Genomic DNA, 14669 nt, shown 5'->3' with positions numbered 1-14669 from the left:
CTGTACAGGCGGTCATATCGACCGCCTAATCTATTACAAATATCGCGACATCATTTACAGTGTATTTTTGTAAATATGACCATCTTTCATAATGACTTTCATTGAATCAACGCCTTCACGAGCAGGGGCATCAAACCATTTTTCATTGGCTCCTATTACCGTTAAGTCTTCGAGTGGATTACCTTCAACCAATAATAGATCTGCATAAGCACCCTCTTCAATCACACCCAGCTTAGCGTCAACATACGGGTCTAGAATGTCACCGGACAGTTTTACAATCTCGCCGTTCACTGACGTCATAGAGATAAGCGTATAAAAATTACCGAAGAACTTCCCACTTAAGTGAATAGAGTGATCCGCCTGTTGCTCACACGCCGCCACACCACCGACACAGTCAACATGAAAACCCAGCTTTGGCTTAAGGTCCTGAACATTCTTAATATAATCTTTAAATGCGGCTTGAGCGGTTTTCGCTTTACGCGCTGAAGCAGGGTTTGAGTTAATCGCTTCTATTTGTCCTAAATACGGGGAAAATGCCGTCATATTAGTTGTCATATATGCATCGTTCTTTTTCATCGATTTATTGACATCAGCATCAAACATAAACGCGTGTTCTAGTGTACGTGTACCTGCCTCTAAATTCCGTAGCAAGGACACCTTGCTGTAGGCATGTGACGCAACATATGAACCGTAAGCATCCGCAACTTCTACCGCCGCCTTGAGCTCATCTAACGAGTATGCATTTAACTGCCATGGATCAAATGATGACGCCACCCCACCGCTCGACATGAGTTTTAGTTGTGTCGCACCTTGCATATAGTTTTGACGCGCACAGGCTTTTATTGCCCCTTCGTCATCAGCGGTACACGACATGCCTAACCGAGCACCAGCAGATTGGGGCCCATTAAACGTTTCGTTTGGTGTATTAAAGTTTCTAAAATCCGCATGAGATCCTGTTGGCCCAATGAAGGCTCCGGATGGATAGATTCGAGGGCCGATAACTTCTCCACTATCAATACTTTTCTTAAGTCCAGCACCCATTCCCCCCATATCGCGCCAAGTGGTAAAACCAGACATAAGCGCAGATTGAGCTCGTGCAACCGAACGAACAGCAAGCTCTTCCCAGTTGCGGTTGTTCTCTATATCTGGAAGTGAACTGCCGTTCATTTGCAAATGCCCGTGCCCTTCAATCAAACCAGGCATTAATGTCATACCTTTACCGTCAATAACCACGGCATCACCAGCGTCAATCGCCGATTGTGAGATTTTTGCAATTTTATTATCCACCACAAGTACATGATGACCTTGATACAACTTGTCTTCTGTACCATTAAAAATATCGACGTTGGTAAATAACGTTGAAGCCGCACTTGCAGAGAACGTGAGCATGCACGACACCGCTAATACCGAAATCTTAAAACGTTTATGATTCATTTTAGTCCCTTAAGTTATTACGAGTAATCATGAATACCTCTCGTATATTCCCTTTCTATCATTCGCGTTAGTTTCTTAATTTCGCCTTTATGCGTAACAATTAATTAACATCTAATAACTTAGGTAAGAATGCGCTACTCTTCAAGAGGAATAAATAACCATTTGATGACACACAAGCCATTTGACGATACCGTTCTTGTTGCGCTTAATTGTTTTGTTGTTTACGGTATTGATTAGGAGTCATATGCATCAGTCGTTTAAACGCTCTCGAGAAATGACTAGGATTCGAATAGCCAAGTTGTGCAGAAATGACTGATATGTGAACTGAGTCACGCTTTAAAAGTTCAAGCATTTTTTCTAAAACCATACTCTCAACGACCTCGTCATACCTGACACCCTCTTTTTCGAGCTTACGTTGAATCGTTCTGACGTTCATATTTAAGATCTTTGCCGCCATTTTGATAGGGAGTTTACCCATAGCGATATAAGGTTTTATCGCGAGTTTAAACGATTGAAGAAAATCATAAATATGACTGTCATCTGGCTGTTCTATGACGTCTATTTGCTTAGGTAATATGACGGAAGCCTCCATCAACTTTGATGGTATATAGACAGCCGTAACAGGCTTATTGGTATAAAACTGCGCCCCATTTAATTCAGGCAAGGCCAAGAAATCTTCATGACTTTCGGTACGAATACCAATCTCCTCTGGTTTCCATTTGTTGCCGGTTAGCGCTCTGAGCAACTCGCACATAAAAACGACACTGAACATTTCAGCATATTTAAACCATAACTCTTCAGTTCCACTTTTCTCTCTAATCAACCACCATTTACCGCCAGAAAATTCGGTATACACGTGGGCATTTGAGGAAATTTTTTTTAACTTAATTCCAAATTCATCTAAGACTGATTTTAGTGATCTCGTTTCAGTTAAGTTAGCAATATATTTGGGGATATAGATATTTTTGCAAGCACTCCAGACTAGAATACCAAAGTCTTGCTTGTTTGTTTTACTGGCAAGAATTTGCACCAAATTTTTGAGTGTGGCTTCAGGAAGATAGGTATACTTGGCGTCCAATTTATGTAGATTATCCGGCAAGTTAGCTTGCTTTAATAAGGTATAAATATTTTCATCTATCTGTTTGAAAATATCGATAAACATCTCAACTTGCTCTCTCTTTATCAAGTGAACTACTTCTGAGTGATTATTACCTGACATTTTCTCTCCCTAGCTATTGGTCTTTCTTCTTCTAAGCATGTTCCTTCACTTTTACGTCTTAAAATTTTCAAATTATTTCAATCGTTAAGCCGACAGTATGTCTGTTACCTTAATCTAGACCATACCTCTTTATGCCTCAACTTTTATGATCTACAAAAACAGACTACAACCATAGTCAATGGATATGCTCGTTAGTCACTTGTCAAAAACTTAACACATTTGACCGTCGATTATTTCGTAAACAATTAAATACAGTAAACAATTAAATATTTTACACTTTCCTTTGATCTCTTATCGAATATGCTACACAATCTTTTTCTCTCATTCATACTGACTAAGTAATGGCTTACAAGCAGTGTTTAAATCTATTCATATACCTATAGCCGTAAAGAAAAATATACAATGATAAATTCCAAGATTTTAGGCAGTACTTTGATCATCGCTGGTACCACGATAGGTGCAGGGATGCTTGCTCTTCCTTTGGCTTCCGCTGGGATAGGCTTCCCAACCTCTTTAACCATAATGCTCGTACTTTGGTTATTGATGACTTACACCGCACTACTTATGCTAGAGCTGCATCAACATGCGCCTTCGAATGCAACCTTGCACACGTTAGCCAAGCAGTTTTTGGGCGATAAGGGGAAATGGGTCGCCAGTATTGCGATGCTATTTCTGTTTTATGCGCTCTGCTCGGCGTATATCGCTGGAGGCGGTGCTCAGTTTGGTGAAAGAGTTTCTCAATTTACAGGGATAGAAGTAAATGGATCGATAGCAACGGTTATCTTTACCATTATTGTCGCTTTTATTGTTACGGTTGGAACCCGAACGGTTGATCATATCAATCGAATTCTCTTCGCAACCAAACTTGTGACAATGGTTACCGTACTGTTTTTTCTTGCGCCCAATGTTACTGAGTCTTACCTTCTTAATATGCCTCTACAACAGGGGCTCATTGTGGCCTCTATTCCGGTGATATTTACCTCTTTTGGCTTTCACGGAAGTATTCCTGCAATTGTTAATTACCTAGACGGTGATACTAAGGCTTTGAAAAAAGCAGTGGTGATAGGTTCAGCCATCCCGTTGATTGTTTACCTCTTCTGGCAAATAATGACGCTTGGTGTCATTAGCCAACAGGAACTGACCGAAAGCAAAGGCTTGAGCGCGTTGATTTCTGCTTTGGCCACCAAGATCCACTTTAATCAGCTTAACCAAATCATTGGGATTTTTGCTGACCTCGCTCTACTCACCTCTTTCTTAGGGGTAAGCCTTGGTTTATTTGAATACCTTGGTGATTCGCTAAATAAAAATGAGGGCAAACAGAATCGTGTGCTGTCTGCGTTTGTGACGTTCTTACCCCCAATGTGTTTTGCTTTGTTCTACCCACAAGGTTTTATCATGGCACTAGGTTATGCCGCAATTGCCCTCGCGGTATTGGCCATATTTCTTCCTGTTATGATGATAAAAAAAGTAAGAAAGGACAGCCGTTATGAAGGAATGTACAAGGTGAAGGGTGGAAACGTATCATTGGCTCTGGTTTCTTCTTTCGGGGTACTCATTGTTGCGGCTCAATTCTTGATCACCGTCGGATACCTCCCTTCTCTGGGTTAAGTTCTAGAAATACCATTAAAAAAGTCCACCTAACAAGGGTGGACTTATACAACACTGAAACATTAACGACCCACTGATTTTTTATTCAAGACATGACCGCTTTGTTAACGCTATACGTTGTCAGCCAGCCACTCACTTTCTAAAATAGATTATGCTCTTTTTTACCCGCGTACATCAGTGCACCTTCAATTGCATCAAATTGTGGCTCAACAATCCATTGTTGTACTGGTGGTGAGAGCCAGAGTTTCATTCGCTCTGCGATGCTCCCCATTAAACATATCTGGTATGCGCCTTTCTTGTTTAGTGCGACAAGAAACATTTCAATATCATGGGCAGTCTGTTTTAGTAGGTCAATAGCGAGTTCATCACCTGATTGCGCATAACGAAATATCGCAGGTGAAAATTGACCATAATCACACGGAAGCGCACTTTTTGACCATTCAACGATGCAATCTGCATCGTGATTAAAATGCGCCATAACATGCTCCGAAAGCGGTGTTTTTACGCCAATATCATCTTCAGCAAGCAAGGTTTTTTGAATCAAATGTAAGCCCATGATAGCACCACTCCCTTGATCCGAGATTGGAAACTCTCTTCCTCCAACAACGTGTTGCTTTCCGTTCTGAAGAAAAATACCGCAAGACCCAGTACCCGCGATCATAATCGCACCGGTCTCGCCATTGTGGGCACCAATACACGCACCGTAGGCATCGGTATTTAACGTCATACTGGCAAAAGGATGAGGTTGATTCATGAAGTCGTGCCAAACCGATTTCTGTTCCGCTCCTGCTAATGCCAATCCAATATGCATTTGGGGAAAGATTGACTCACTTAAACCACCAAAGTAGGCTGCTTCAGTGATGGATTCGATGATAGAACTCATCGCAACTTGAATACCAAGCAGAATATTTGCGCTACCACTTTTCGCTTCACCAACAAGGATCCCTTCTTGAGTGCGAATCCGAGCTCGACAAGAGGTTCCACCGCCATCAACACCAACCAAATACAAAGTCATATCACCTATCTTAACGTCTGTGGTTTACTTGCAATAACACGTTATTCATTCACATCAAGCGTCATATCAGCAATGAAACAATATCGGTCACCCAGATACCAATAACGCGTATATTCAACACAGCGGTCAACGCTATCAAAGCCTCTACGTTCGATATACAAAACAGCGCTCCCTTCTGGCACCTCTAAATACGTAGCCGTACGTTTGTCCGCAGGACGGGCGGTAATGGTTTGCATCGCTCTTATTGGTAACGAGTCTTTAGACTTCAACGTGTCATATAGAGAATCGTCCACTTCACCGCTATCGGCTATGACGCTAGAAGGTACACAAGCAACCTCGATCGCTAGGGGTTTGTCGTCAGCAAAACGTAATCGCCAATAATGCCCTACCTGACTATTCTGAGGAATGCCCAACGCAAGGGCTTCTTGAGTACTGGCTAGGCAATTTTCTTTTGTTATCCAATGAGTCGAAGGCTTCATGTCTCTCGCTTGCATATCTTTGGTAAAATTATACTGGTCAGAAAGATGCAATTTAGGCGGGACAGGAGAATAGTCGTTGTAGGGTTCAATCTGAACACCTTGACGCGGAATCAGTTTAACAACGCCTTGCTTAGCGAGTTCATCTATCGCTTTAGAAACAGTGACACGAGAAACATCTAAATCAGAGGCCAAATTTCGTTGAGGTGGAAGAAACTCTCCCTCCGACAGGATCCCTTTTTCAATGGCCATTTTTATATTGCTGGCCAGTTTCTGATAAAGCATACCAGGGGACGATGTGTCCACTTTCAGTGCATCAAGTAATGTCGAATTGAACATTTTATCCATTACCAAACCCTTGTTTATATTTCTTTCTTATTCAGCAAATTGGCAACAAATGATGCTGCGCCTGAAACCGTATTTTCAAGCTGATGCCCCACCGATAAAGAACAGTGAATATGCTGCCCTTTTCCTATACAACCATAAAGTAATATACCATCAAATGCGGTACCGTCTTCATCAAAGATTCTTAACAAGGGTTTATACACACTTCCCCATTCTCTAATAAAATAAAGACCCCGTTCTTTTCGCCAATGCTGCCACGTTTTATCCGTGAGTAAGTTAGGCTCCAGCATAATCTCAGAATCGGGTTGAAGCGCAATCACGGGGCTATCCGCCTGAGTTACCCGCCAACGCATCGAAGGCGAACCAATGGTCAGTTGTGCAGGAGGTTGCCAGTTATCGTCAGGACGATGGTACAAGGTGATTAAACGACCGCCATTTTCGACCCACGAGCTGAGTGCTGGGTAACCGCTGATTGAAGCGAAGGCACAACTACCAACTAACAGAACATCAAATCGAATCAGTGTATCCATATCAAGATTATCTATTGATTCTATTTCAAACCCTAATGTGAACAATTGACGTAAATAATTGTCTGTTGTCCCTAGGAAACACCCAATTCTTGATGCTGGTAATTCACAATCAACCGCTTCCACAACCACCCTTGTAGGAACCGAAAATCCCGTCTCTTGTATATGGGGGTATTGAATCGTCTGGAAACTTGAACGCCAACATTCGGCACTATTTTTTGCTCCCACTGCGATTTCATATCGACCCGGTTCAGTGCCTACTGGTGTGATTATCTTGAATTGGAAATCTTGATTCGCGGATTCCGTAACATCAAGGGTTATCTTTGAAGGCTCTGATTTCCAGCCTGTCGGTAACGTAGGCGAGACATCAAGCGAATGAATGCGGCTATCAAGACAACTCAATTGCAACGAAATATCGAAATCGAATCGTTTTCTAAGATTGAGATAGCGGTTCGGCTCTACGCTAAGCAGGCTCACTTTTGGTCTAACAACCGTGGTTGGCATCGCAATCTTCTGCGTGACCTTTACACCCAGTATAAGAAAACTGATTTCGCCGCGTAGGGATCCATAATCACATGCATCAATAAATCGTTGTTGATAGGGGAAGAAAATACGCGTTGGTGCTGTAAACTGGCTGTGATGTGTAAGCGTTTCATTCCGAACAACAGGGCCAATCTCATTCTCATAGATAAGCTCTCCAGATTGTTGAAACAGTCGTAACGTTAAGTTTTTTACCTCATGCACACCATTATTCAGCACTGAATATGTAAAAGGAACGAGTTGTTCACAGCACATAAGGTCCGTTGCCAAGTCAACACGAGACGTAAGATCGGCTAAGTTCGCCAGTAAAGAGGTTAACTGCATTTTTTTTATCAACAACTGCTCTTTCAAATAGGGGTCGGTTAGAACCAAGTCCTCTGTTATTTCAAGGGCTGCTATCACGTTGTATATCATCTGCTGTTGATCAGGATAATGACTCCTAATCTGCTCACACTGTTGAGCGAGTCTTGCCAATGTTTTTCCGCAAGGTTGCTCATGATACCACTCTGCCCAAGCATCCAAACTGAGTGGAACACCACCACCTAAACTGTTATTTTTATTGGCCTCAAAGCAATTACTCACAATATGAAAGCGTGCTTTTTCTCCAATATTTGCGTCTAATTCCAACCCCATCTGCTGTGTCTGATGGAATTGACGGCTTTCCTCTCCAAGCTGAAAACAACTCATTTTCCATTTTCTTAAAATAGAATCTGTCGGAAGAGTAAAGTCCATTGATGGTGGAGGGGTTTGGTCATCGTAGCAGGTCCCTCCCCCCCCCCAAGCAGGAAGAAGTAACTGGTTTGCTTGCCAAATATCTAGCCCTTGCATCAGATGTTCTGGGTAGGCGGTTTCATCTGCGGCGAGTGAATACGCCTTGATCGTGGCCTCAGTAACCGCTCGATGATGACCATGCTGCCCTTCTACATCAAGAAATGTAGGACAAATTACATTAGGTTTGATCGTTCTGATAGAGCGCACTAACGATTCGATCAGCCTGTCCTCTCCCCAATGTTTAAGCGTGTCCGTTTTACTTTTTGAAAACCCGAAATCACGAATAGCGCCTTCAAGCTCTGTATTAAGCCAATAAAGATCCATAGGAATGTTAGAGGCGGCCTGTTCCATCTCTCTCGTACGTAAAACACCAAGGGCAGTCTCTTTTTCCGAACCAATATTGTTTTGCCCACCCTCTCCCCGAACAGCACAACAGTAAACGACCTTCACCCCAACCTCTCTCGCCAGATAAGCAAGAGCTGGGGATGTTTCATCATCAGGGTGTGCGCCTGTCTGCATAAAAGTCAACGTTGCAGAGAGGGCATTCGTTTGTAACCATAGTGAATCGGGAGCAGTGAAGCCGACTTTATTTGAAATGGGTTTTTTCCGCTTATTACCTGTTAAATGCACAATTTCTCTCCAAACTATTCTTTTAGACTATTTTGCTACATTGACGCCACTTGATATTAATCGCGTTGTGTCCCTACAATTCGATTCTCTGTCACAACATCAAACAGATGCAAATGCCTTGTATCAAAAGCAATTTTTATCGAATCTCCAGAACGAATAAACTGACGACCGTTTGCTATCGCTTTGATCTCTACACCCGCAACTTCCGTAAAAACGGTGGTATCCGCACCCAAAGGTTCAACCACTGTAGCGTGTGCGCAATACACTTTTTCATGGTCATTTGCTTGCTCGTCGACTTTGAGTACTCGAATGTCTTCCGGACGGATGCCCAGCTTAACCTCAAGGTTTTTGTATTCATCTAGATCGTATTCCACGTGGAATGGAATACTCTCGCAATCAGGTAAGTCTACACACCAGTTTTCGGTGTCACGTTTAAGTGTGCCACTAAGGATATTCATCGGTGGATTGCCAATAAAGGTGGCAACAAATATGTTGGCTGGCGTGTGGTACACATCCATAGGGGTGCCAAGTTGCTGAATATCACCTTCTTTAAGAATGACAATTCGATCGGCAAGCGTCATCGCTTCTACTTGATCATGGGTGACGTATATGGACGTCGTTTTTACCCTCTGGTGCAATTTTTTTATCTCTACTCGCATGTTGGCACGCAGTTTCGCATCGAGATTCGACAAAGGTTCGTCGAATAAAAACACTTCGGGATCTCGAACGATAGCTCGTCCCATAGAGATCCTTTGGCTTTGCCCTCCAGACAGCTCTGATGGCTTTCGCTGGAGTAAATGAGTCACACCCAAGATATCTGCGGCATTAGCGACCCGCCTTTCGATCTCGGCTTTATCCATTTTTGCAGCACGTAAACCAAAAGACATATTGTCTTTAACGGTTAAATGCGGATAAAGTGCATAGTTTTGAAAAACCATCGCGATGTTTCGATTTTTGGGTTCAACCTCGTTGGAGTATTGATTCCCAATATACAGCTCACCATGCGTAATCTCTTCTAAGCCAGCAATCATCCTAAGTAAGGTTGATTTTCCGCATCCAGAAGGTCCAACAAGAACGATAAATTCACGATCTTTTATCGATAAATCCAGAGTCTTGATTACCTCAGTTTTACCATATGATTTAGAGATGTTTTTCAATAATACTTCAGCCATGACTATCCCCTCTGCTGTTTAGACGTTACATCATTCACGGCTTGCAAACGTACCTTTTCCGCTTCCACACTGAACGTCTGAATCGATGCCCATTGATCACTTAGATGCTGTAACTCTTCCCTATATTTCGACACCGATTTCTTCATTTCTATTGGAGCAGGACCACCGAACCCTTTACGCACGTCAATGAAGTTTTTTGCCGAGGCATAAAAACGTAGCTCAGATTCCGTCAATTGACTGGGCCGACCAATATGCTGCTCAAATAAGGAATAGAACACATCAACCGGAACAGTCTGCAGACTCAACTGATGTCTCACCACATAATTAGCGATATCCGCAACGACTTCATGTGCTTGCCTAAAGGACAGCGCTTCTTTGCGAACCAACGTATCGGCTAACTCAGTAATGGTGGCACAGCTCTTATCAAGGTGATCCATTACCCTGTCTTGGTTGATACTGACCGAACCGATAAAGGTGTTAAGTAAAGACAACAAACGGTGGCTGTTATCAAAGGCTTGATACCCAACCTGTTGCGTCTCGCTTTCACTATCATTCATGTCCGTAAAGGGGGTGTTATGCATTGCGTTGACAATCGTATCGCAGAGACCAACGCCTTTAGAACAAATGAGACGCATATGTTCGATGGGGACAGGGTTTCGCTTTTGCGGCATTATAGAACTGATCTGTACCAGTGAATTCGGAACGTATAGATGGCCGGTTTCAAAGCTACTCCACTGAGCCATGTCTTGTACAAATCGACTGATATGGATAAATAACAATTTCAGCGCACTGTAGACTGACGTGATGTAATCACAAGAAGAGATACAGCCATAGGAGTTTTGTAGAGGTTTAAGAAATCCCAATAACTCCGCCACTCGGTCTCGAGAAAGATTAAACCCGGACGTAGTAATCGCAGCTGCGCCCATAGGAGAAAGATCGACAATCTCTAAGCTATGAAAAAGGCGTTGCCTGTCCCTGTGCATCACCTCAACAAGGGCCGCAAGGTAATGGGCAAAGGTTGTCGGTTGTGCGGGCTGACCATGCGTATATGCTAAGACAATCGTTTCATAATTGAGCTCACACACATCGAGCAGTGTTGTCGTCAGTTGCGTCAGGTCGCTATCCAACGTAAAAAGGCGCTGTTTGAGGTTGAGCTTGAACAGCGTATGGTCGATATCGTTTCGGCTCCGACCAGTATGAAGTCGCCCGGCCAAATCAGCACCGAGCTTCTGCTTTAAACAATGCTCTATAAAGAAAAAGTAGTCTTCAAATTCACCCGTGTACTCAAGCTCATCAAAATTGACCTCTTGCAGAATTTCATCCAACGCATTGAGAATATCACTTCCTTCTTGAGGTGACAGAATCCCCTGTTCAACCAACATAATGCAGTGGGCTTGGTCAATCGCTAAGTGCCCTTGTTTAAAATGCTTTTTTGAACCCTCAAAGAGAGGCGCCAACACCGTTTCTTTATAAACAGGGGATGGGAATACAGAATTATCTATCATGTTATTTATCCTTTAAGTCCAGCCATTACAACGCCACGGACAATATATTTCTGTAATAATATGAATACCAAAAGTGTTGGTATCGTTGCAACACTTGCACCTGCCATTATCATTTCCCATTCCGTAATGAACTCACCAGAAAAAGAAGCTAATCCAACAGGCACGGTATAGATGTTGGGATCATTGATCACGATCATCGGCCATAAAAATGCGGTCCAATTTCCTAGAAAAGTAAATATCGCCAATGCAGATAAAGCGGGCCCCACCATCGGCATGGCAACCTTCCACCATATGGCAAACTCGCTAAGTCCATCAATTCGTGCCGCATGAATATAATCATCCGGTACGGTTTCAAAAAATTGTTTCATTAGAAAAACACCAAAACCTGAAATCATTCCTGGAAACATCACTCCCCAGTAGGTATCTAACCAGCCGAAATTCTTGGACATGATGTACCAAGGAATGACGAGCATTTCCGTCGGGATCATCATAGTAGATAGAATGGCAACAAAGATGATTTTCTTACCTCGAAAATCAAATTTGCACAATGTGTAACCGATAAGCGAATCGAAAAACAGAACACTTATTGTCACCCCGATGGCTACAACAAATGAGTTGAAAAACCATGTGAAAAACTCCGAATTATCAAAAAGATACACATAATTCTCTAGGGTAGGTTCGGCAGGTATCAAGCTAAGGTTGTATACCTCTTCACCAACTTTTAGGGAGGTAGAAAACATAAATATCAGTGGCACTATCATTCCTAGAGCACCGACAAATAAAATGGTCCATATGACTATTTTTTTGATGTCTGGCATCGTTTTTATATTGGCCATTTATTTCTTCCTCATTAGTGAAAATTGGATGAAGGTGATAAACAGTAAAATGACGAACAATACAACCGTTTGAGCAGCTGCATATCCCATCTCAAAATCAGCGAAAGCGGATTGATAGATATGCAAAACCAGAGGACGAGCGGAGTTAACCGGTCCTCCTTGACCATCGACGGTCATATTGAATACTTGATCGAAGATGCGAAGGAAACCGATAGTACTCATCACCACAAGAAAAACGATGGTTGGCCAAAGATGAGGGATAGTAATCTCTTTTAATACCTGCCAGCGACCTGCCCCGTCTATTTTCGCCGCTTCTAAATAGCTTGTCGGTACAGAACGGAGCCCAGCCATAAAGATAAGGATCTGAAATCCTAGACCCGCCCAAATTGCAGGAAGGAGTATCGAAGGCAAAGCTTGAGTCGTGGATTGCAAAAATGGCATCTGGTGCAAACCCAGATCAATAAGAACGTTATTAAAGAAACCAATCGGCGCTGCTTGATAAAACCAACGCCAAACCCAAGCCATCGCGACGGCGGTTGTAAGAAAAGGAACAAAATAACAAGCACGAAGAAAGGTATGACCGAAGCGGATTTTATCCAGATTATAGGCAATAGTGAAAGACAATAGTAACGATACTGGCATTCCCAGTATCAAGTACTCAAACGTATTAGAAAGGACGATCCAAAAAACAGGATCGGAAAAAAGCCGTTTGTAGTTTTCTAAGCCTACATACAGTTTATCGCCAACAATATTCCATTCTGTGAGTGAAATATAGAATGAATCGAACGTTGGATAAAAACGAACAACAACAAAAAATATTATTGGCACAGTAAGAAATAACCACGCCCAAATGGCTTTTTTTTGCTGGATAGTCAAACCACGCCGCACTGGTGTTACGTTTTCTGCAACATTCATATTTACGTCTCCATAGAGAGAGTAGGTATATAGATACCTACTCATGATGGCGGATTACTTTTTGTCCAAAATCTTCTGTTCTTCAGCAGAGGCTTTCAATAGCGCATCCTTCACTGAAACCCCTTGTAGCACAACGCTATCAAAGGCATTGATTAATGTTTGACGTTGCGACGCCTCTGATTTGAACTTCGTCGTGTGAGCATAGCCTAGCCCTTTGATAAACGGTCCATATTGCTCGTGGGTAACATTCTCTGGTCTTTCTGCTACCGCTCGACGTGCTGGTAATTCACCTACATTGTCCAACCAAAGTTGCATTGCATCTTCAGATGTTAAGAACGCGACAAATTTCTCAGCCGCATCACGGCTTTCTCCTTGGGCTTTCTTGCTAACTGCATTTACCCAATAAGAAGAAAAGTTCGATTTGATGCCATTATGGGAAGGCAGTTCAGCCACGCCCCACTCTAAACGACGCGCTTTATTGTAGGTAGAAAGTCGGAAAGACCCATCGATATGCATTGCTGCTCGACCCGCTTTAAACGCCGCTTGACCTTCATCCATAAATCGAGGTGTAGTAACCTCATGTTTGGTTAAAAGATCCGTCATAAACGCAAAGGCTTTTTCACCGGCTTCGTTGGTGTAGTTAGTCGTTTGATAATCGTCTAAATAAGGAACACCACCCATCTGGCGAATCAAGACTTCTCGCCACCAATGGTGGTCTTGCTCCGCTAGGTCCACAGTGAGACCAGCTGAAAGCAGGTTGTTATTATCATCCCGCTTAGTGAGTTTTTTACTGTAACTAACGAGTTCGTCTAATGTTTTAGGTGGCTCAGTCAACCCGGCTTCTTTAAAGAGTTTTTTGTTCCAAAAAAGAGCAAGCGTTCTCACGGCAGTAGGTACAGCATAATACTGACCATCGTATTTCATACCTTGAACAAAAGAGTAGAACTGCTCATCAATCTCTTTACTGGATATATATTTTTCAGATAAAGGTTGGATCAACCCAGAGGTATAGTAATCCGGCACCCAACCATAATACAGTTGAAGCACGTCTGGACCTTTGTCTGCGGACATTGCAGCCGCCATTTTGGTACGATATTGGGCATACGGAAAAGTTACGTGTTTGACATTTATTTCTGGATTTTGCTTCTCAAATTTTTCAATTAGAGCATCCACAGTTTTAACGCGAGCATCGAACTTGTATTGCCAGTATTCGATATCAACAGCAAAACTATTTGTTGATAATGAAGCCAGCACAAGTGCTAAAAGGTGTTTTTTCATGTCCATAATCCTTTTTCACCGAATAGATTTATAGGGAGTCGTACAATTTATAACGTTACATCTCACCGTTAAGACCAAACCTTATTTCTAGCGTAAAGCAGAGCCTTCTCGATATGACCACGACCATACCAAGGAGACGCAGGAATAAATGCAACGCAGATCACAAGTTGGTTGTTTTTTATACTACTGGGCAATTATGCACTCATTGAAAACCCCTGACGGGTGTCAGAGTTGGTCCCTATATTGAACTGATTATTATCCTCAATCAGTTCTGCATGGTTCTGTCTCCTTAATTCCGTAGAGAGAAAGTGTCAACAGAAATACCTCTATAAATGTTGAAATCGGTGGCGTTTAGTACCGAAATTTAAAACATAAATATCAAAAAGTTAAGACAGTTT

General features: G+C 42.5%; 11 protein-coding genes. 1 reads left to right on the top strand and 10 read right to left on the bottom strand.

Features of this window, described 5'->3' with window-relative positions:
* Window positions 1-54: 54 nt before the first annotated feature.
* On the bottom strand, window positions 55-1434 hold the full coding sequence (locus L3V77_RS07635) for an amidohydrolase family protein (protein WP_275136469.1): 1380 nt from the start codon (window positions 1432-1434) through the stop codon (window positions 55-57).
* Between the two features lie 205 nt (window positions 1435-1639).
* A complete protein-coding gene (locus tag L3V77_RS07630; protein ID WP_275136468.1) occupies window positions 1640-2653 on the bottom strand; it encodes a helix-turn-helix transcriptional regulator in 1014 nt (337 codons plus the stop codon).
* 402 nt (window positions 2654-3055) lie between these two features.
* On the opposite strand from L3V77_RS07630, the gene L3V77_RS07625 reads away from it, so the two are divergent.
* Window positions 3056-4261 carry an aromatic amino acid transporter gene (locus tag L3V77_RS07625; protein WP_275136467.1) on the top strand — a complete coding sequence of 402 codons (1206 nt, stop codon included), beginning with the start codon at window positions 3056-3058 and terminating at the stop codon, window positions 4259-4261.
* Between the two features lie 139 nt (window positions 4262-4400).
* Here the strand turns inward: L3V77_RS07625 and L3V77_RS07620 are convergent, their stop codons facing one another.
* From L3V77_RS07620 to L3V77_RS07585, 8 genes are read right to left on the bottom strand one after another with little or no spacing between them, the layout of a single operon-like run.
* Entirely contained in the window at window positions 4401-5276 is an 876-nt protein-coding gene (locus L3V77_RS07620) for an N-acetylglucosamine kinase (RefSeq protein ID WP_275136466.1), read from the bottom strand.
* Window positions 5277-5317: 41 nt separating this feature from the next.
* Window positions 5318-6100 (bottom strand): GntR family transcriptional regulator, encoded by a 783-nt coding sequence (locus L3V77_RS07615; protein WP_275136465.1) that lies wholly within the window; start codon window positions 6098-6100, stop codon window positions 5318-5320.
* Between the two features lie 14 nt (window positions 6101-6114).
* On the bottom strand, window positions 6115-8565 hold the full coding sequence (locus tag L3V77_RS07610) for a PIG-L family deacetylase (RefSeq protein WP_275136464.1): 2451 nt from the start codon (window positions 8563-8565) through the stop codon (window positions 6115-6117).
* A 56-nt stretch (window positions 8566-8621) separates the two neighbouring features.
* Entirely contained in the window at window positions 8622-9737 is a 1116-nt protein-coding gene (gene ugpC, locus L3V77_RS07605) for a sn-glycerol-3-phosphate ABC transporter ATP-binding protein UgpC (RefSeq protein ID WP_275136463.1), read from the bottom strand.
* 2 nt (window positions 9738-9739) lie between these two features.
* Window positions 9740-11242, bottom strand: coding sequence for an argininosuccinate lyase (gene argH / locus L3V77_RS07600; protein ID WP_275136462.1), 1503 nt, complete (start codon window positions 11240-11242; stop codon window positions 9740-9742).
* A 5-nt stretch (window positions 11243-11247) separates the two neighbouring features.
* The gene (locus tag L3V77_RS07595; protein ID WP_275136461.1) at window positions 11248-12078 is read right to left on the bottom strand and encodes a carbohydrate ABC transporter permease; all 831 of its coding nucleotides are present in this window, start codon (window positions 12076-12078) and stop codon (window positions 11248-11250) included.
* A complete protein-coding gene (locus tag L3V77_RS07590; RefSeq protein WP_275136460.1) occupies window positions 12079-12993 on the bottom strand; it encodes a sugar ABC transporter permease in 915 nt (304 codons plus the stop codon).
* 54 nt (window positions 12994-13047) lie between these two features.
* Window positions 13048-14271, bottom strand: coding sequence for an extracellular solute-binding protein (locus L3V77_RS07585; RefSeq protein WP_275136459.1), 1224 nt, complete (start codon window positions 14269-14271; stop codon window positions 13048-13050).
* Window positions 14272-14669 lie beyond the last annotated feature (398 nt).

The organism is Vibrio sp. DW001, assembly GCF_029016285.1.
In the GTDB taxonomy this organism is placed as follows: domain Bacteria; phylum Pseudomonadota; class Gammaproteobacteria; order Enterobacterales; family Vibrionaceae; genus Vibrio.
This window is presented reverse-complemented; position numbering and strand designations above follow the sequence as displayed.